We start from the raw sequence: 19,224 nt of genomic DNA, 5'->3' as shown, positions 1-19,224 counted from the left end.
ACAGTTTGAAAAAAAAGTGCAAATAATGTGCAATGTCTAATCGCTTACTTTAGATGCATGCTCCCCCAGAGAAGCCACGTAGAGACTAATTTCCAAAAGAAAGCCCTTCTACCCGCTTGAATGCGTCGCCTTATAGTGAACACTGTCCAACAACTCTGCATCAAACAATGCTGCCGGATTTATTTATTATCGGGGAGCTCTACCAGTTGTCGCAGAATATCACGTGCTTCATCATATAAAAACGCATTGATCCGTTTGGCTAGTTGGCTAAACAAGTCAAGTTGATCAATGGCCAGATAAGGCTTAAGTGAATTCAGCAAGGCATCAGAAATAAAATTATTTTCTTTAAGTAGGTCATCAAGTTCGGCAGCGGCATGCTTTAGCATTTCAATATTACCGCCGATAGACGGAAGTGACTCTTCAGGCAGATGCTGTGTTGCGATAACAAACATTGTCTGGTTGAATACCTCCTTAAAAGTATTGAACACAGCTACTGACAATTCTTCTTTTAGTTCAGTTTCCAGTGCTTCAGAAGCCTTATGCAGTCGCATGGCACCAATGTTGCCGGATGTCCCTTTAATCTTGTGTAGTAATTGCCCGGCGGAGATAAAATCTCCGATAGAAATCATAATCTCAATTTCGTCAGGCATATCTTTCATGTTTTCCATGAAAGCAAGTAACAATCGCGTTAAATGCTCTTGATCGTTATTCAGCATCAATAATAAATTGCGCCAATCAAAAACAGGCAAGTCATTAATATTTAACAGATTCTGTAAGCTTTCTTCTGCAATGTCTATGTCTAGGGCAATCAGCTCGTCAAGCTTTAGACATTGCACCAGCGTCGACATCAGTTTTTCGGGATTAATAGGTTTGCCAATAAAATCGTTCATACCTGCAACTAAACATTGTTCCTGTTCCTTTTTGGTGACTCCAGCCGTCAACGCGATAATCGGTAGCCTTGCAAACCGTGTTTGGCTGCGGATCAGCTTCGTTGCCTCAAAGCCATCTATTACCGGCATATGAATATCCATCAAAACCGCATCAAACTCCTCAGTTTCCAATAATAACAGTGCCTCTTGACCATTATTGGCCATCTCTACGGTAATACCCGACAAAGCCAAAAATTCCTGTATAACCTGTTGATTGATGATGTCATCTTCCGCTACCAGAATTCGTGTACCGACAAGTAATCGGTTTAAATCTGCAAGTTCCAAGACATGTTTTTTCGAGTTGTGCTCACCGGAAGTAACCGGTACCCCTAGAACAAGTTCGAAACTGAAGGTAGAACCTTGTCCGGGTATACTTGTTACTAAAAATTCGCCCCCCATCAACTGCAACAGGTTATGACTAATTGCCAGTCCGAGACCGGTGCCGCCAAAGCGCCGGGTGATCGTACTATCCACCTGACTGAATGGTTTAAATAGTTTATCATAGTCATTACTTGACATACCGATACCGGTATCCGTGACACAAAATAACAACCGGGCTTGCGACTGATCAATTTGTCGTAGCGTAATAGCAAGTGTCACTATGCCATGATTGGTAAACTTGATTGCGTTACTCAGCAAATTGATTAAAATTTGTTGTAATCTAAACGTGTCGCCGATCAAGTTATGAGGAACATCGGACGCAACAGTTATATTGAAGTCGATACCCTTTTCCTCCGCACTAATCGCAAACAGATTACCAAGATTATCAATCGCCTCATCAAGAATGAAAGCCTTTTGATTAATAGTTAAACGCTCAGCTTCAAGTTTGGAGAAATCAAGGATGTCATTAAGTATGCTCAACAGACTATTGGCGGAATTGTTAATTTTTTTCAGATAATCCCGTACATCATCAGGTATGTCTTTGTCCAGTGCCAGATAAGATAGTCCGATGATTGAATTCATCGGGGTCCTTATCTCGTGCGACATGTTGGCGAGAAATTCCGACTTGGACTGGGCTAATGCTTCCGCCCGTTCTTTAGCCAATAAGGCCACTACTTCATTTTCCTTACGTTCGGTAATATCTTCGGCAATACCCAGATAACCGGTAATCTCGCCATTCTGATCCTGAATAGTAGTCACAGCAAGTGAAACGGTTAAGGTTGATTGATCTTTACGAATATAAGTCCATTCCCGTTTTTCGTACCCTGCTTGATCAGTTTTTTTAACAAAAACCTCAAACCCGGAAACGGGCCTCCCCAACTCAAGCGTCAACTCTTGCCCACGCTGTGAAACTTCTTGCTGATCATGGATGATAGCGGGGGTACGAATGCCAACTATTTCTTCGGAGCTATAACCCAGCATAAGCTCGGCACCACGATTAAAGGTTGTGAATACACCCTGCGTATCCGTAGAGGTAATGCTGATATTGGTTGCCGCAGAAAGCACACTCTCCAGCGCTTCTTTGGTTTTGTTAGCCTCATTTCGGATAACAATTTGCTCGGTGATATCGGTTATAAACCCGTGCCAGAGAACACTCCCATCGTTCAGCAGTTCTGGCTGAGCCATGCTGGACAGCCAGCGCAAACCTTTCACCGGTAGATTAACCCGGTATTCCATCTGCCAAGGTAGCAAGGTGTCAGCTGACGACTTAAAATTAGAGACGATCAGATCATAGTCGTCCGGATGAAAAATCGTAAATACCTGTGCGGCATCGACACTAACTTGTTCCGGGGTGAGTTCATAAATATCCTTAATATTGTCACTGGCAAACGGAAAACTACAATGCCCATCCGGAAAAAGCCTGAATTGGTAAACCATCCCCGGAACTTGCCGGGATAACGCGGTGAACTGGTCATGACTTGCCTGTAACTCGTTTTGTATCTGACGTATTTCAGTAATATCAACACAGGAGCCAATGTAACCTGTAAAAACGCCATTAGTATCGAAGCGGGGCACCCCGTGGTCATCTAACCATCGATATTCGCCATCGTTACGCTTCAGTCGGTATTCCATGTGAAAAGGTTCACGTTTGTCAAAATGGTTGATATAAATAGCCAGACAATACAGTAAATCATCGGGATGCACCCCATCAGACCAACCGTTGCCGGTTTCTTGCTCCATCGATCGACCGGTAAAGTCCAGCCAGATTTGATTGAACCAGAAATAGAGCTTGTCTGTACCCGCCAACCAAATTAGTACGGGTGCCGCATCGGCAACGAGACGAAAACGCTGCTCGCTTTGCGAGAGCTCCAATGTGCGCTCTTCCACCAACTTCCGAAGCAGATAACCACGGCCCGAGGACACCATAGCAAATGCGCCGACTAAACTGGTCAGTATCAGTCCTGCCAATAAAATAAACCATTGATTGCCAAAGCGATGATGAGCAAAATAATCCTGGGTGGGAGTAATCTCAATCCGCCATGAGCGTCCCCCGACTGGCAGAACTAACGTTTTCACTAACGAAACATGCCTTCCGAACACGCCTGATTCTTGCTGAACAAGAAGCGGCATTTCGCTCTGACCACCCGGAAACAACAACTGCTCGGTTACCGGTGCACTCTCATCAATAAGCCGAAAGGAGAGCTCGTCTGTATTCACATTTTTAAGTGCAGCCGTAATAATGTCTACGACCCTGAAAATGCCAACGACATAACCGGTAATATTGTTACGTCGATCTTCCAACGTTTGGTGTGGCAGGCCTTTACGGTAAATGGGTCTATACGCAACCAGTCCATGTTGTTTGCTTTTATCCTGAACCAAGTTAACCCTGCTAGTAATAGCCAAATCTCCCGTATCCCTTGCCCTATCAAGCGCTTCTTGTCGTTCTTGACTGGAATTGAAGTCGTACCCCAAGGCGCTTTCATTGCCTTGGTAAGGCTCAAGAAACGTAATGGGGATATATCGAGATCGATTCCCAGCACGCACCATTTTTTCATTAACGTCCCGCTCCGTAATCTGGAAGTTTTCGTAGCCATCCTGCCTTACGCTTTTTTCAAACTCATCCCGTTCAGAGGCCAGAATAACAGGGCTCCATTCCAGCGCCTGTATGCCTTGAAAATCTTCTAGTGACTGAGTCACGAAGACTTTAAACGCTTGTCGATTAATCGTTGCTGAAGCTGCGTAGAAACCTCCGAGAGAATGCAGTACGTTCATATGGCTAGAAACCGAATTTTTAAAGACTAGTGCTAACTCCAAAGCACGTCGATTAAAATCAAGTTTTAATCGCTTACTGTCATTTTGCGACTCATAAAAAACAGCTGTCGTTGTGAGTATAAACATCGTGATAATAGGTAGGGTTATTACATAGCGCCTATTACGCAAGCTTTCACTTGGCTGCTGAAACCAGAAAATCATCAGCGGGGTAAAAATAAATATACCTAACACATCGCCCATCCACCAGGTTCCCCAATTGATCAGGAAATTTTCTACCTGAATTCGTCCGATGGCGACCAAGGTCGAAACGGCGATAGTTGAATTAATCAGGGCACTAAAAATGCCGCCAAAGAGCAAGAACAAAAACACTTGTTTCTCACTATTAAGCAAATTCGGAAAACCGGCAAAGCGTTTAAGTAAATAAGCGCCAACGAGAGCTTGTAAACTTGATCCACAAGCAATTGCTAGGGTAATAACAACTGAATAAAAATTTTCTGTGGGGATATTCGCAAGCAATGAGGTTGAAAGATTAATCAGAAACGAACCAAGGAATATACCCGGCCAGATACGGTTTCCATAAATTAGAATACTTGCCAAGGCAATGCCGGAAGGTGGCCAGATAGCGGTTGCATAACCTGGTGGAATAGCCAGATAACTACCGATTTTTCCGGTTATAAAGTAAGCAAATGTCAAGCCCAGAATTTGTAACAGCCAAGACAAAGATAGTCCCGATGTTGCTGCTGGTGACAATAAAAAACCAGATTTATCGTTATCTTTAGACATATGAATTTGGTAATATGAACTTGGTACACGAACACATAAATGTACTTATCATTAATGTAGTGTAATAAAAATGTAATTTTGCCAGTTTTAGTCGAGCTGGATAGTACTGGAGACTGTCCGATAACTAACGTTTAACTAATTCGCCTACTGTTGTATATAGTGCCTTAATACAATTTAAAAGCACTACATATTGATAGCCACTGACAGGCATGTTAGTTCTCGGACAGCCCCTAGTTACAATGTAAGTCCAGAGTAAAGACAGTTTCATATGTAAATTACGATTAAGACGTCTGTAAATAAAATTTTGCATAAAAATCACTACATTATTTTAAAATAAATAGTTATAAACTGCAAATATAGCAATATAACCTTGCATCTTAATAGTGTAGTCGTGCTTTTAGATAAACTGCTTGAGTCAAGTAAAGATACGAACAGTAGCAATTAAGCTGCCTAGGAGACTGCCTTAGAATAGAAAACCTGCTGCGGAAAAGCTATTTTTTCCCTGCCTTACACTCATTTTCATTTTACAGAACAAGCACTTACCTTAAATCACCAAAAAATCTCACTCAAAATAGCATCCCCCCGCTACGATTCTTATTCTTGGATAGCTTCCTAACGTTTTTTTTCGTAAACCCTGTTTGTTACGGTTATCATTTTTTTCAAAAGGTTGTAAAGATTCGGCAAACTATATATTCCTGCTGGGATCGACCTTTCACATTAAATTCTCGTAGCCATTTTAATGACAGGGTAACATCCTGACCATTAATGTGTGGTGTGTACATAACGACCGGACCTATACTGGATGCTTCCCCTGACTCGGCAACGCTAAGCGATTGCGAACTTGTGTCCTTAGTGACTTGCTTATAATAGGAGCCCGTTATACCAATTCCTAAAGCACTCACAGGATAATGTCCTACCGTATAATCAAAATGAAATTCATCGCCACTTTTATAATCGGTAGCGGGATTTATAAGGTTGTTCATATAGCCTATATCGACTGAAATCTCGTTATTTCCAGCAAGTCCCCAAGTGAGCATCAGATTGTGGTCGAATGTCCAATAATTACGACCGGTATTAAAATCATTTTTCTGATACCGACCGGTCGGTGCGACAATCCCTTCAAACAACAAAGCCGTAATATTATGCCATTTCCAGTTTAATCCGCCAGGTACAAAATAAAAATCACCGAGTCCGACGCGATCAAAATTATTAGAACCACTGTGATCCTTGCTTACCAGCAATCCGGGATAAATTCCGGCCATAAATTGGCCGCCCAGTACTTTTTGATCGGTCACATGAATAATACCGGGCATTTCCAATAATGTTCCAGTTTCTGACTTTGTATCCTGATAAGCAGCAAAAAAGTTATTAAAATAGGTTCCCTGATCTGGAAGAACTGCCATCCCAAAATCGCCATAAAATCCCGGTAAATAATTACTACCACCTGCTTCAGTAGCACTGGATAGAGAGGGTTGCAGTATTAACCCAACGAGCAAAAAGACTAAGTGTTTCATGAAAAAACCAAGACGAAACTGCATGATATAAGTAACATACTGCATTAACTAAAATTATGGCACAATGATAAATTAACAATATAATAATTGCAAATATAGAAATTTAAATTGAATATAATGGAACAAATAAAAAAAATTAGTTAAAATATCGCAAATACAACGGAGCCTTAAGGTACTTTTCAATAATGAATCTACCAAAAGAATCATCCACACTTAGCACGAAAAAAGTAAATGATGTTTCAAAGCCATAACTCGTCAGCCAAAGCGCTTAAAGCCTGCGTACTATTTTTAGTATCTTTTATAGATGGCTTCCAATTTTAAAGCTGGATGATTTCACAAATAACATTAATTTAAATGATGTTATCTGCACCGGCTTAAGTTTGCAGTTTTTAAGATCATCCTGTTTTTTTTCGCTAAAATTTTAGTTATGCCATGTTTGGAAATCGCCTTTCTTCTATAAAGTCAGCACAGAGTATATTTTTGCATCAGTGGGTATTAAGCGCTTTTATTCGTGCTGCACTGACGCCTCTGTTATTGATTGAGCTATCGCTACTCGCCATTTATATGGTTTCTCACGGGTGGTCACGAACTGAAAATATTGCAGCTATGCAGAATGTGGCAAACAACGAATTATCGAGATTAGTCGAAAATCAGGCCGAGGCGATTGAGTACCAATTAGCAGGGGTGACGCAATTGGTCGAATTACTCAGACAAGAAACCCAGGATGTACTTAATCAGCCAGCAGATCAAAAAATCGAATCCTCTAGTCGTTATGCGACCACCGATGATGGTGCACTTTATACCCGAGCTAACGATGGCGGAGCGGCGGTGTTTTTTAGCGGTTTTGTTAAAATTAATCAGGAAAAAAAGCAAAAAATTGCCCGAACCGCTCACCTTGATCCAATGTTGCGCCGTATTGTCGATATCAATATCCTGACGGTCCAAGCTTACTTTAATAGTTACGACTCTCTGAATAGAATTTGGCCGTATTTTGATGTGTTGAGCCAATATCCACCAAAGATGAATATTCCATCTTATGGTTTTTATTACGAAGCAGATGCCAAACATAATCCGGAACGTAAAACGCGCTGGATAGATGCCTATTTGGATCCAGCAGGGCAAGGCTGGATGGTCTCGGTTATTTCACCGGTTTATAACGGCAATTTTCTTGAAGGGGTTGTCGGTCTGGATATTACGCTCGACACGATTATCAAACAGGTACTGGCTTTGTCTATTCCATGGCAGGGATTTGCAGTACTGATTAGCAAGGACGGGATGTTATTGGCGGTTCCAGAACGGGCTGAAAAACTCTTTAATCTACATGAGCTAACAGTTCATCATTATGACCAAGCCATCCGGCAACAAACATTTAAGCCCGATGATTTTAATATCTATCATCGTACTGATATGCAACAATTGGTAAAAGCTTTGACAAATAACCAATCAAGCGTCGCTGTTGTTAACTTTAGTGAACCTTATCTGGTCGCCAGTAAAACATTACCCAGCACCGGTTGGCGTTTAGTGACGTTTGCTCCGCAAAAGGAAGTTTTCAAACCTGCAACAGAATTATCAAAACGGTTGACTACGATTGGTTGGTATTTAATTGGTAGCCTGTTTTTTTTCTATCTATTATTTTTTGTTTTTTTGTATCAGCGTGCCAAGCGCTTAAGCCATGAAATATCAGATCCGCTACAAGGCATAAAAAAGATGGCCATTCAAATTGGCGAGGGTAATTTTAAGCCGGATACGCCAGACTACAAGGTTAATGAGTTTAAATCGACGGTTGAGCAAATGTTATTGACGGCAGATCAATTACAAAATGCCGAACAACAGTTGGTTGGTGCAAAAGAGGAGGCTGAACTGGCTAACTATGCAAAAAGCGCTTTTTTAGCCAACATGAGCCATGAGCTACGTACACCCCTGAATGCAATTACCGGATTGACCGAGTTGGCCCAAGACGGGATTGTTGATAATAAACAAAAACGTTACCTGACTCAAATTCAAAAATCTTCACAATCTTTATTGCTTATGGTCGATGATATTCTTGATTTTTCCAATAACGACGCTGGCAAAATTGAACTTGAAGATAAGGCGTTTTCAATCGAAGAGCTGTTGCAAGGTCTTGCTGATATTTTTATACACTCGATTGAAAACAAACAGATGGAGCTGTTTATAAAAATTGATCATGCGGCTCCCCCTATAGTTTTTGGCGATGTGCGGCGCATTCGACAAATTTTGATCAAACTGATCGGTAATGCAATCAAATTTACCGAGCATGGCGAAATTCAGATAACAGTCGATGTTGTAGTACAGCAGAATCAGCGGCGAGTGCGGTTTTCAGTGCGAGATACCGGTATCGGCATTTCCACAGACGCCATTGATTCAATGTTCCAGACTTTTACTCAGGCGGATATGTCAATTTCCCGTAAATTCGAAGGAGTGGGATTAGGACTGGCAGTGTGTAAACAGTTGGTTAGCCTGATGGCTGGCACTATCAATGTATCCAGTCAGTTAGGAGAAGGCAGTACCTTTGAATTTACCCTCGGGCTACGTACCCAACCCACCAGTACACATAACGCATTTAATACAACATTCCAGTCCGGATTACAGGTATTGTTAATTGATGATAACACTACATCTTGTATGGTACTACAGTATTACCTGGAAGAATGGCAATGTAAGGTTACTCGGGCCTTATCAAGTTCACAGGCGATAATTGAAATGCAGCAAGCTTGGGAATACTCCCGGCCTTTCGATTTACTGTTATTGGATGGCCAAATGTGGCAAGTAAACGGCATATCTATCATTCAGGCAATAGAAAGTTCTGAACTACAATTCGTGCCGGAAATCATTCTATTAGTTAACAGCAATTATCCAGACTCTTTACATCTGGCGAATTTAACCGTCAAGCCCAAAGTCCTGATCAACAAACCTGTATTTCCCTCACGGCTACTCAATGCGATTCAGGCAATTAAACAAGAAGACTTTAGCTGTACTGAATTACCAACACAGATAGCCGAGCAATCCCCGACTAGTATTCAAACTGATAGGCAACAAGTCAGCATTACTGTGTCTGAAGATATCAGTAAATTATTACAAGAACTCGATACACTATTGATTGAAAATGCTTATATCAATAGTGAATTACTAGAAAAAATAGACTCCGCGCTAGGCAAAAATCAAAACCGGCTACATCAAAAGTTATTGAACAGCCTAATGTATTTCGATTATCCAGAAGCCAGGCATATTTTGACAAATATTATTAGTTCCGTGCAAGGAGAAGCAACATGATTTTTTCAGTTCCAGGCAAACCCATAGTGCTCGTTGTCGATGACGAACCGACTAATATTGATGTGCTTGCAGGTTTATTAAATCGCGACTACCAGATAAAAGTTTCTACTAATGGTAAAACAGCTCTTGATATCGCCATGCGAGATCCGCAACCTGACTTGATATTACTCGACATTATGATGCCTACACTGAATGGTTTTGATGTATGCAAGCAACTAAAAGCCAATCCGGCAACCAAGGATATACCGGTGATTTTTGTTACAGCAGCCGGCCCTCAATCAGAAAATGAAGGCTTTGATTTGGGTGCGGTCGATTATATAACAAAGCCTATAAATCGATTAATCACGCAATTACGGGTAAAAGCTCATATTGAGCTTGGGCAATCCAGAAAACGCATCACCCAAAATCTCGGCTTTCTATCCAGCATAATTGAGAATGCATCCTTGGCTATTTCGGTATTGTCGCCAGATCACCAATGGCTGTTACTCAATAATATCAGCTTGGCTTTGCAAGAATGTCAAAGCCTGTATCAGGCCAATCAACAAAATCCCCTGGAATTTATCGATGAACTTGATCGCAACAACTATAGCCTTGCTAATCAAGTAGCACTAACAGGTAAAAATCAAGAGTTACAAGTACATATTGTCGGCATCAAGGGTACACGACGCTTGTTGGAATTAAGATTATCACCATTCTATGATGTCAATGGCAAAATTATTGCCGTGTTAAGTCTGGGTGTAGACATCACCGAAAGTAAGCAGACACAAACCCGGCTACGATTACTGTCAAAAGTCTTTGAAAATTCTCTCGAAGGCATTGTGATCGCAGACTTACAAGGCATGATAGTGGATGTTAACCCAAGCTTTAAAAAAGTTACCGGTTATTCAAAAGTGGATATTTTGGATAACAAGATGAGCTTGCAGGATTTTGGAAACCCGGATGAAGAATCTGACAACAGTATGTGGCAGAGTCTTATTGGTAACGGTCAATGGCAAGGTGAAATCATTAATTATAAAAAAAATGGCGATATATTACCGGAATGGCTTTCGGTGACCTTGATAAATGATGAACAAGATAACCCTGAACATTATTTGGGCGTGTTTAGTGGTATGACGATGCTTAAAAAGCACCAAAAAGATCTAAAAAAAGTTACTCATTACGATAGCTTAACCGGCCTGCCTAATCGCCTGTCATTAGACGGACAGCTCAAACAGGCTATTGCAGAAAGCGATAACGGGCATGGTTCACTGGCAATCTGTTATTTGGATCTTGATGGCTTTAAATTGATCAATGATAACTTGGGGTCGACAACAGGGGATGCGATATTAATTGAATGCGCACAACGTATAAGCCTGGTACTGGGAGAAATGGATACGATTGCACGAGTCGGTGGTGATGAGTTTGTAATCTTGTTCCAAGGTATACACAATGTTCGGGAATGCACAGTGCTGCTGGAACAAGCACTTAAATCAATTTCAAAAGATATCAATGCTATTTACCGGATTACCGCCAGCGTTGGTGTGACGCTTTATCCACATGATAATGATGATCAAGATATGCTGTTACGACACGCCCATCAAGCCATGTGTACAGCAAAAATATCAGGTAAAAACTGTTATCATTTCTTTGATGTCGCTGAAAATCAACGTATATGTAATTTGAACGATGAATTGCAAGGCATTCGTCAGGCTATCGAAAACGGTGAGTTCGAGTTATTTTATCAACCAAAAATCAATTTTCATAATAATACCGTCATAGGCGCCGAAGCTTTAATCCGCTGGCGGCATCCTGAACGGGGGGTGCTTTCACCCAATCATTTTCTGCCCCAGATTCATCAAACTGATCTGGAAGTCACCTTGGGTGAATGGGTTATTACAACGGCTCTGATGCAACAGCGTCAATGGTATCAAAAAGGTCTGAAAATTGAAGTGTCAATCAATATTTGTGCCAGTCACTTGCAATCCCCCAATTTCATAATTAATTTCCAGCAACAACTTAGCCAATATCCTGAGCTTTCCCGGGGCGCAATACAGGTAGAAATTTTAGAAACAGCAGCATTGCATCATCTTGATTCTGCGATTAAAACAATAGAAGCGGGAAAAGAATTAGGCGTAAACTTTGCATTGGATGATTTTGGTACAGGTTATTCCTCATTGACGTACTTATGTAAATTACCCGCTGGTACCATCAAAATTGATCAATCTTTTGTGCGGGATATGTTAATCGATAATGCCTCTTATGCAATGGTTACCGGCATTATTGCTTTAGCAAAAACATTTTCTCGTGAAATTGTCGCTGAAGGGATCGAAACTACCCAGCAATACACTGCTCTTGCTGAGATGGGCTGCGATATTGCACAGGGCTATCTAATAGCCAAGCCGATGCCGTCAAATGAATTTTATACATGGATTCAGAAAGACACGTGGCAACAACCAAACATTAATGATGAAGCAACAGTAAAATTTAACTAAACAATCTAACCTTTTTAAGATGTATATATCCGGACAACTGAGGTTATAAATCCATTTATAGCAATACTGTGTCCAGACTACTTTTTGCACTAATATTGTAGCCAGCCATGATCTTGATAGAAAATTCGCCCTTAACTTTCATATTACCCTATTAAAACATGTAAGTAAGCCCATGACCGAAAGAGCACCTGATATACTCCCGTACGATGACCATGCCACCCCAATAAATGGCATTATCGAACGTAACCACCAAGAGGCACTACTAAAAGCAGGTGCATTGCAAAGCGCGATATTCAACAGTGCCAACTTCTCAAGTATCGCCACTGACGCGAATGGCGTTATTCAGATTTTTAACGTCGGAGCCGAGCAGATGTTGGGTTACACGGCCACCGAAGTAATGAACAAAATCACCCCGGCCGATATTTCCGATCCGCAGGAAGTAATCGCTCGCGCCGAATCTTTAAGCCTTGAACTCGGAACTCCTATTACCCCAGGCTTTGAGGCCTTGGTGTTTAAGGCATCGAGAGGCATTGAGGACATCTACGAGCTAACCTATATCCGCAAGGATGGCAGTCGATTTCCGGCAGTGGTTTCCGTCACAGCGCTTCGCGATGCGCACGATGCCATCATCGGCTATTTATTGATTGGTACCGACAATACTGCCCGTAAACATGCAGAAGAATCTATTCATGCCGCCTCTCAATACGCTCGCAGCTTGATTGAAGCAAGTCAGGATCCGTTAGTTACGATTAGCGCGCAGGGCAAAATAACCGATGTTAATGCTGCTACGGAACAAGTGACGGGGATATCCCGAAATGATCTTATCAACAGCGACTTCGCTGAATATTTTAGCGATCCAGAGAAAGCCCGAGAAGGTTATGAACAAGCATTTTTACAAGGCTTTGTGACTGATTATCCTTTAGCGATTCGGCACGTCTCTGGAAAAATCACTTACGTACTTTATAATGCCAGTTTGTATCGGGATGGCAATGGTAATGTCCTGGGCGTGTTCGCCGCAGCACGCGACATCACTGCTCGTAAGCACGCTGAAGAAGAGCTGCGCAAGGCCGGAGCTCTGCAAAGCGCGATTTTCAATAGTGCCAACTTCTCAAGTATCGCCACCGACGCGAATGGCGTTATTCAGATTTTTAATGTCGGAGCCGAGCAGATGTTGGGTTACACGGCCGCCGAAGTCATGAACAAAATCACGCCGGCCGATATTTCCGATCCGCAGGAAGTAATAGCGCGCGCTGGATCCTTAAGCCTTGAACTCGGAACCTCAATTATGCCAGGCTTTGAAGCTCTAGTATTTAAAGCGTCGCGCGGCATCGAAGACATCTATGAGTTGACTTATATCCGCAAAGATGGGAGTCGGTTTCCAGCAGTAGTATCAGTCACGGCACTACGCGATGCGCACGATGCCATCATTGGCTATTTGTTGATTGGTACCGACAATACTGCCCGCAAGCAAGCCGAAGAAGAACTACTTAAGGCCGGAGCCCTACAAAGCGCGATCTTCAATAGCGCCAATTTCTCGAGTATCGCAACCGATGGAAATGGCGTTATTCAGATTTTTAACGTCGGGGCCGAGCAGATGCTGGGTTACACCGCTGCCGAAGTGATGAATAAAATTACCCCAGCCGATATTTCCGATCCCCAAGAAGTGATAGCTCGCGCCGAATCCTTAAGCCTTGAACTAGGAACCCCAATTACCCCAGGCTTTGAAGCCTTGGTGTTTAAGGCTTCTCGAGGTATTGAGGATATCTACGAGCTAACCTATATCCGCAAGGATGGGAGCCGATTTCCGGCTGTGGTATCGGTCACGGCGCTACGCGATGCCCATGATACCATCATAGGCTATTTATTGATTGGTACCGACAATACCGCACGCAAACATGCAGAGGAAAAGCTGCGCTGGACTGAGGAAAGCTTCCGTTTAATGGTGGAGAGTGTGACCGATTACGCCATTGTAATGCTTGACACTGAGGGATGCGTTATGAGTTGGAATGCCGGTGCTGAGCGGATCAAAGGCTATACTACGGAAGATATTGTCGGACAACACTTCTCACAGTTTTATCTTGAAGAAGATATCATTAATTGCAAACCTCAACGTGACCTCGACGCAGTGATAGCTAACGGTCGCTTTGAGGATGAAGGCTGGCGCGTTCGCAAAGACAAATCGAGTTTTTGGGCTAACGTAGTTTACACAGCAATTCGAGACCATCTCGGCAATTTACGCGGTGTTGCCAAATTAACTCGTGACCTCACTGAACGTCGGCAAGTTGAAATTACACTAACCAATGCCAAGTCCGCAGCAGAAAAAGCCAATCAGGCAAAATCAGATTTTCTGTCCAGCATGAGTCACGAATTACGTAGTCCGCTTAATGCTATCCTGGGGTTCGCCCAATTAATGGAATCAGATTCGCCTCCACCTACATCCTCGCAAATGGAGAGTATTGAACAAATTCTCAATGGAGGCTGGTATCTGTTGGATCTGATTAACGAAATTCTGGATCTGGCAGTAATCGAGTCAGGCAAAGTGTCTCTGTTACTGGAATCAGTGTCACTGGCCGAAGTTATGCTTGAATGCCAAACCATGATCGAACCACAGGCACAAAAGCGTGGAATTCATATGACTTTCCCACAATTCGATATTTCTTGTTTTGTGCAAGCCGATCGAACCAGAGTCAAGCAGGTTATGATCAATCTGCTGTCCAATTCGATCAAATACAACCAGAAAAACGGCGCGGTGGCCGTTGTTGTTACGCGAAACTCACGGGGGCGCATCCGTATTAGTGTCACTGATACCGGTGCGGGATTATCTGCAGAAAAAATGGAACAACTATTCCAGCCATTTAATCGTCTCGGACAGGAAAGCGATATCACAGAAGGTACCGGCATCGGCTTGGTTGTAACAAAACGACTGGTCGAACTGATGGGAGGTGTCATCGGCGTAGAAAGCACCATCGGAGTAGGCAGCGTGTTCTGGATCGAACTCATTGCGGCAACCTCACCACAAAATTTAAGTAGCACTATCATTGAATCTATTCCGACAATTGTTCAAATGCAAGTTCAAAACGACAATGTATTACGTACACTGCTCTATGTAGAAGATAACTCGGCAAACTTGAAACTTGTCGAGCAATTAATTGCCCGTCGCCCCGATATGAAACTGTTGAGCGCAGGAGATGGCCTGATGGGTATTCAAATTGCCAGGGAATTTCAGCCCAAGGTAATCTTGATGGACATCAATTTGCCTGGTATAAGCGGTATCGAAGCGCTAAAGATATTGCGCGAAGATCCAACAACTGCGCACATTCCGGTGGTGGCTATCAGTGCCAATGCGATACCTCGTGACATTGAAATCGGCATGGAGGCCGGTTTTTTTCGTTATCTGACCAAACCTGTTAAAGTGAACGAATTTTTCAGTACACTGGACGAGGCACTGGAATTTGCAACTAAGGAGACCAACCTTTGCAAATAAAACCGCGTGGCCATGAACTCGATATTTTTAACGCCAATATACTGATCGTTGATGATAAGAAGTCCAACGTGCTTCTTCTTGAGCTTATACTGCGCAGGGCCAACTATACCTCAATCACGTCAACATTAGATGGCCGCGAAGTTTGCGAACTCTATCGAAACAACCGTTACGACCTGATTTTGCTTGATCTACAGATGCCTGAAATGGATGGCTTCGAAGTAATGAAGGCACTAAAAAACATAGAACAGAATGAATATCTTCCCGTTTTAGTGATCACGGCTCAACCAAGTCATAAAATAGACGCACTGCAACTCGGAGCAAAGGATTTTATCGCCAAACCGTTTGATCAAACTGAAGTGCTGACGCGTATATACAATATGTTGGAAGTGCGCCTGCTGTACAAAGAATCAAAGCGCCACAACCAAGCACTGGAAATGACCTTACAAGAATTACGCTTGGCAAAATTCAACTTGGAAAGCGCTATTGGCGCTAAAAAACAAGCTGAGCAAGCTTGCTATACCAAAGGGGCGTTTTTAGCCAACATGAGCCATGAACTATGCACCCCTCTTAACGCAATTAGCGGCCTGGCCGAATTGGCTCAAGACGGCACCAATGATCTAAAACAAAAACATTACTTGACTCGAATTAAGCAGTCATCACAATCCTTGTTACTTATCGTCAATGACATTCTCGATTTCTCCAAAAACGGATCAAGAGAAATTGAACTCGAAGAGGATGCTTTTTCAATAAAAATACTATTGCAAGGTCTTACTGATCTTTTTATTACATCGATTGAATATAAACAGTTAGAACTTTTTATAACGATTGATTCTGCAATCCCCGCTATTATTTGGGGTGACCAGCAGCGCATTCGGCAAATTTTGATCAAACTAATTGGCAATGCCATTAAATTTACCGAACATGGCAAAATTGAGGTAACCATTGATGTTATCAAACAAGAGCAGAACAAGTTTGCCATCCGCTTTTTGATACGGGATACCGGTATAGGAATCCCCACAGAAACCCTTGAATTACTTTTTCAGACTTTTACTCAGGCTGATACTTCACTCTCCCGTAAATTTGGTGGAACCGGAATGGGGCTTGCAATTGGTTGGCCTGATGGGTGGCACCATCAACGTATCCAGCCAGCCCGGAGAAGGTAGCGTTGCGGAGTTTACCTTATGGCTACGCGAGAAAGCCGAGACTAAATCTGATTTAAATACAGAACTTGAAATTGATTTACCGTTATTGCTGACCCAACCTTTAGTCAATAGACATCTTTCCTAAATAATTGACATAGAATTTGGCTTTGATAGGGTTAAAATAGCGATCTACCTCTGAAAACACGGATAGCCATGACTCCTTATGCCCAATTGCCAAGACACAAGCCTGAAGAATTTTTAAGGACTGTCGGCCTGTCACCAGAAGATTTTCTGCATCTTCACGGTAAGCTGGTGACTTACCTGGACGAACAAAAAGTCCTTAATCCACTGACTAGACGGGGACGAAAAGACTCCAAGATGGCTTTGGAAGACCGCTTGTTACTGACACTCTATTATCTTCGTCACTATCCGACGTTGATAAATCTGGCTGCGGTCTTCGACATCAGCGAATCGTATTGCCATAAAATCTATACTCGCACTGTAAGACTATTGATCAAAATCGAAAAACTGCCCAACCGCAAAGCACTGTTGGAAGATCCCGCAGCTACCGTGGTCATTGATGTTTCGGAGCAGCCTATCGAGCGCCCTGTTAAAAACCAGAAAGCGTACTTTTCAGGAAAAAAAACGCCACACGATCAAAGTCCAACTCGTGATCTGCCTATTGACGATGACTATACTCTCCGTAGTGATAGGTAAAGGTCAACAGCATGATTTTTCGATCTTCAAAGATAGCCGTCTATTGTTACATCCTGATGCCCTGTTGTTGGCGGATTCCGGATACCAAGGGATAAAGAAACACCATCAGAACTCGACTCTACCGGTTAAAAAGAAAAAAGGCCAACCGCTTTCGGCAGAAGACAAAGCCGATAATAAGGCACTATCAAAACAGCGTATTTTTATTGAGCATGTTAATCGCCGATGCAAAATTTTCAGGATTGCCAAAGATGTTTATCGGGGCAAACACAAGCATTACTCCTTGACATGGAATTTAGTGGCTGCTCTTGTTAACTTACGCTATGGCTGTATTTAGGAAAGATGTCTAATGAACAAATGCCTGATTTTAATCTATCTGAACCTTTTTTATTACATAATGACAAGGACTCGCAATTATGTAATATATTGACTGCGTTCAATGAGGAATATCCGTCTATTATTGATGAATTATCTGCCAATATAAGTAAGGGGTATCTTTATGAGGTAAAGCTGCAATTACACAAAATAAAAATTTTTGCGGATGATATTGGAGCAATCAGGCTTTCTCATTTATCCAAACAATTTGAGTTACAGCTTGAAAATAGACATATTGAGACTGAAACCTGGGATCAATGGAAGATTGTTTTATCTGACACTATACAAGCCATTACTGAATTTTTGTCTACACACTGTTTTGATAGTCCGCACAAAGACGGGGTATTACAAGCTGACATTATCCTGTTATTGCAAGAGCTTGATGCACAGTTACTCGAAAATACTTATATCGACACTGCCTTACTTAACAAAATACATGCAGTAATAGATAGAAATAAATTACAAGAATATCAAAGACTATTAGATTCCCTAATGCATTATGATTATCCCAAAGCCAGATCTATTTTGGCAAATGTGCTTAGAAATCCACACAATTTAACTTGAGAAAATTCATCTTTTGACAAGCATAACCTCTCGCATTGTCTATTGATAGATGATCAGAACTTGTTTTTCAAGTTGGTCACCTTATCTCCTGCACGTTCTTATACTCCGCGCGGTCGAAATTGCGGAAAATAGAAATACATTAACCCATTGTAATATAAGGCGAAAAACACTTTTAAAAATCCCCAGTGGTGACTGCGCGGAGTATACATAGAGCATTTATCATCAATAATTAATTTTTATTCCTTAATAAATTTAACGTCCACAAATCAATATGTGCGCTAACGAACGGTGTATCTGTCTGAAAAAGTGTCTAATTAACCCCAATGGTTTTAAAACTGGTTATTTTTACTCCGCTTAACAGAACTATTACAACGATTGTGTTTGACGTTTAACTCAAAGGAAAAATAATGAAAAAATTAAACTACCTTAGCTCACATAAAATGATGTGTGGCATCCGGGCAATGACAGTAGGTGTTGTTTTTATAGCCGGTTGCGCAAGTCTCCCACCAACAGAACAGATGGCCGTTTCCAAAGTTGCCGTAAACAATGCCACCAGTTCAGGAGGAAATCAGTTTGCACCATTACCAATGAAGTCAGCAATGGATAAAATGGATGCTGCCGAACGGGCCATGACCGAAGAAAACTATGCACTTGCACGGCAACTGGCAGAACAGGCACAAGTTGATGCACAATTAGCCGCAACGACAGCTCGGTCAGTCAAAGCACAGGAAGCCGCCAACGCATTGCAGAAAGGCAACGGTATACTGCGCCAGGAATTAGATCGTAAAGCCCAACAATTATAAA

At 42.1% G+C, this 19,224-nt stretch carries 11 protein-coding genes; 9 read left to right on the top strand and 2 right to left on the bottom strand.

What is annotated here, in order from left to right:
• Nucleotides 1–179: 179 nt before the first annotated feature.
• Together KKZ03_RS13085 and KKZ03_RS13080 are read right to left on the bottom strand one after the other, a co-directional pair.
• The gene (locus KKZ03_RS13085) at nt 180–4,865 is read right to left on the bottom strand and encodes a CHASE domain-containing protein (protein WP_243217272.1); all 4,686 of its coding nucleotides are present in this window, start codon (nt 4,863–4,865) and stop codon (nt 180–182) included.
• A 659-nt stretch (nt 4,866–5,524) separates the two neighbouring features.
• Nucleotides 5,525–6,379 (bottom strand): transporter, encoded by an 855-nt coding sequence (locus tag KKZ03_RS13080; protein ID WP_243217271.1) that lies wholly within the window; start codon nt 6,377–6,379, stop codon nt 5,525–5,527.
• Between the two features lie 432 nt (nt 6,380–6,811).
• Here KKZ03_RS13080 and KKZ03_RS13075 point away from each other — a divergent pair, with 432 nt between their 5' ends.
• From KKZ03_RS13075 to KKZ03_RS13035, 9 genes are all read left to right on the top strand, one after another.
• On the top strand, nt 6,812–9,670 hold the full coding sequence (locus KKZ03_RS13075) for a hybrid sensor histidine kinase/response regulator (protein WP_243217270.1): 2,859 nt from the start codon (nt 6,812–6,814) through the stop codon (nt 9,668–9,670).
• On the top strand, nt 9,667–12,141 hold the full coding sequence (locus tag KKZ03_RS13070) for an EAL domain-containing protein (RefSeq protein WP_243217269.1): 2,475 nt from the start codon (nt 9,667–9,669) through the stop codon (nt 12,139–12,141). Before KKZ03_RS13075 ends, KKZ03_RS13070 begins: the two co-directional genes overlap by 4 nt.
• Before the next feature lie 172 nt (nt 12,142–12,313).
• On the top strand, nt 12,314–15,625 hold the full coding sequence (locus KKZ03_RS13065) for a PAS domain S-box protein (RefSeq protein WP_243217268.1): 3,312 nt from the start codon (nt 12,314–12,316) through the stop codon (nt 15,623–15,625).
• Nucleotides 15,616–16,788 (top strand): response regulator, encoded by a 1,173-nt coding sequence (locus tag KKZ03_RS13060; RefSeq protein ID WP_243217267.1) that lies wholly within the window; start codon nt 15,616–15,618, stop codon nt 16,786–16,788. Before KKZ03_RS13065 ends, KKZ03_RS13060 begins: the two co-directional genes overlap by 10 nt.
• Entirely contained in the window at nt 16,745–16,912 is a 168-nt protein-coding gene (locus KKZ03_RS13055) for a hypothetical protein (protein WP_243217266.1), read from the top strand. The genes KKZ03_RS13060 and KKZ03_RS13055 overlap by 44 nt, the downstream gene beginning before the upstream one ends.
• 68 nt (nt 16,913–16,980) lie before the next feature.
• Nucleotides 16,981–17,484 (top strand): transposase family protein, encoded by a 504-nt coding sequence (locus tag KKZ03_RS13050; RefSeq protein ID WP_243217091.1) that lies wholly within the window; start codon nt 16,981–16,983, stop codon nt 17,482–17,484.
• Nucleotides 17,438–17,818: a transposase family protein gene (locus tag KKZ03_RS13045; RefSeq protein WP_243217090.1), complete on the top strand. Its 381-nt coding sequence runs from the start codon at nt 17,438–17,440 to the stop codon at nt 17,816–17,818. The genes KKZ03_RS13050 and KKZ03_RS13045 overlap by 47 nt, the downstream gene beginning before the upstream one ends.
• A gap of 5 nt (nt 17,819–17,823) precedes the next feature.
• Nucleotides 17,824–18,420: a hypothetical protein gene (locus tag KKZ03_RS13040; protein WP_243217265.1), complete on the top strand. Its 597-nt coding sequence runs from the start codon at nt 17,824–17,826 to the stop codon at nt 18,418–18,420.
• A gap of 407 nt (nt 18,421–18,827) precedes the next feature.
• A complete protein-coding gene (locus KKZ03_RS13035) occupies nt 18,828–19,223 on the top strand; it encodes a DUF4398 domain-containing protein (RefSeq protein ID WP_243217264.1) in 396 nt (131 codons plus the stop codon).
• Nucleotide 19,224: the final 1 nt, after the last annotated feature.

Source organism: Methylobacter sp. S3L5C (assembly GCF_022788635.1).
Classification (GTDB): domain Bacteria; phylum Pseudomonadota; class Gammaproteobacteria; order Methylococcales; family Methylomonadaceae; genus Methylobacter_C.
This window is presented reverse-complemented; position numbering and strand designations above follow the sequence as displayed.